The organism is Mesorhizobium sp. (assembly GCF_005063415.1).
GTDB lineage: Bacteria > Pseudomonadota > Alphaproteobacteria > Rhizobiales > Rhizobiaceae > Mesorhizobium.
Genome location: NZ_SUEG01000271.1, coordinates 1 through 1,168, shown reverse-complemented (window position 1 = coordinate 1,168; position 1,168 = coordinate 1). Strand labels below are relative to the sequence as shown.

The window sequence follows — 1,168 nt, the reverse complement described above, 5'->3', positions numbered from 1 at the left end:
GCCGACGCTTCGCGGATCATGCGGTAGACGGACATGGCCAGGGAGAAACTTGCAAAGGAAGCGATCAGCGCCGAACTAGCCGGCCTCGACGGCTGGTCGCTGGCCAAGGATGGTGGCTCGATCACGCGCACCTTCACCTTCAAGAATTTCTCCGAAGCCTTTGCCTTCATGACCCGCGTCGCCCTGGCGGCGGAGAAGATGGACCACCATCCCGACTGGTCGAACGTCTACAAGACGGTAAACGTGACCCTCAACACGCACGACGCCGGCGGCCTGACGGCGCTGGATTTCGATCTGGCCAGAAAGATGAACCGCTATTTCGGCGGCTGAACCTATCTGCACCTTGCAGCGAGGTTCAGCTTTCACCACATTTTGCCTCGCGGTCACGCGTGAAGTCACGCGACGGCGGCAAGGAGAGATTGATGGCGCAAAAATCCGGTTTTGATTTCTTCGGCCTCGGCAGCAAGCCGGGCAATGAGAGCGAAGTACGCGAAAAGTTCTGGCGTACGGCGAAGAAGGCCGCCCGGCAGATCCCGTTCATGGAAGAGGTGGTCGCCGCCTATTACTGCGCCATGGACAAGAAGACGCCGCTGCGCGCCAAGGGCACATTGCTGGCTGCGCTCGGCTATTTCGTGCTGCCGACGGACGTCATTCCCGATTTCATCCTTGGGCTAGGCTTCACCGACGACATCGCCGTGCTGACCGCTGCGATTACCGCCGTCAGCGCCCACATCACGCCGGCGCACCGGCTCGCCGCCAGGCAGGCCATCGCCGACAAGAGCTGAGTCGGTGCGACGCAAAAAAATCGCGCGAGAACCGACTTTCCGGCCGTCAAACCCACCGCCGCACCCGCCCCTTGTAGGCGCGATAGGCATCTCCGAACTTCCGCTCGAGGTAGCGCTCTTCCGGCGCGATAACGCCGGTATTGATCACCCACAGCAGGGGGATGACGAGCGCGATAGCCCAAAGACTTCCGGCCGCGACGCCGAGGCCGAGATAGATGAGGATCGCTCCCAGATAGAACGGGTTCCTGGTCCGCCGATAGATACCGTCGACGACCAGCGCCGTCGTTGGCAAGGTCGGTGGTATGTTGGTTCCAGCGGCTTGAAAGCGGCCCGCTGCCATAAAGATGAGCACGAAGCCGCACACCGCGAGCACGGCGCCGGCC

3 protein-coding genes are annotated in these 1,168 nt (G+C 62.0%); 2 read left to right on the top strand and 1 reads right to left on the bottom strand.

All coding sequences use genetic code 11. From position 1 onward, the window contains the following. The first annotated feature begins 33 nt into the window (after nt 1-33). Both E5W70_RS31485 and E5W70_RS31480 read left to right on the top strand, forming a co-directional pair. Entirely contained in the window at nt 34-330 is a 297-nt protein-coding gene (locus E5W70_RS31485; protein WP_292665165.1) for a 4a-hydroxytetrahydrobiopterin dehydratase, read from the top strand. Between the two features lie 92 nt (nt 331-422). Then, complete coding sequence (locus tag E5W70_RS31480) at nt 423-785, top strand: YkvA family protein (protein WP_031212728.1); 363 nt, start codon at nt 423-425, stop codon at nt 783-785. Between the two features lie 46 nt (nt 786-831). Here E5W70_RS31480 and E5W70_RS31475 read toward each other — a convergent pair. After that, the coding region (locus tag E5W70_RS31475; protein ID WP_366509775.1) for an isoprenylcysteine carboxylmethyltransferase family protein at nt 832-1,168 on the bottom strand (337 nt) is incomplete at its 5' end.

Excerpts from the sequence above, each read along its gene's own strand:
- E5W70_RS31485 (WP_292665165.1), top strand. The coding sequence starts at position 34 with ATGGCCAGGGAGAAACTTGCAAAGGAAGCGATCAGCGCCGAACTAGCC.
- E5W70_RS31480 (WP_031212728.1), top strand. The coding sequence starts at position 423 with ATGGCGCAAAAATCCGGTTTTGATTTCTTCGGCCTCGGCAGCAAGCCG.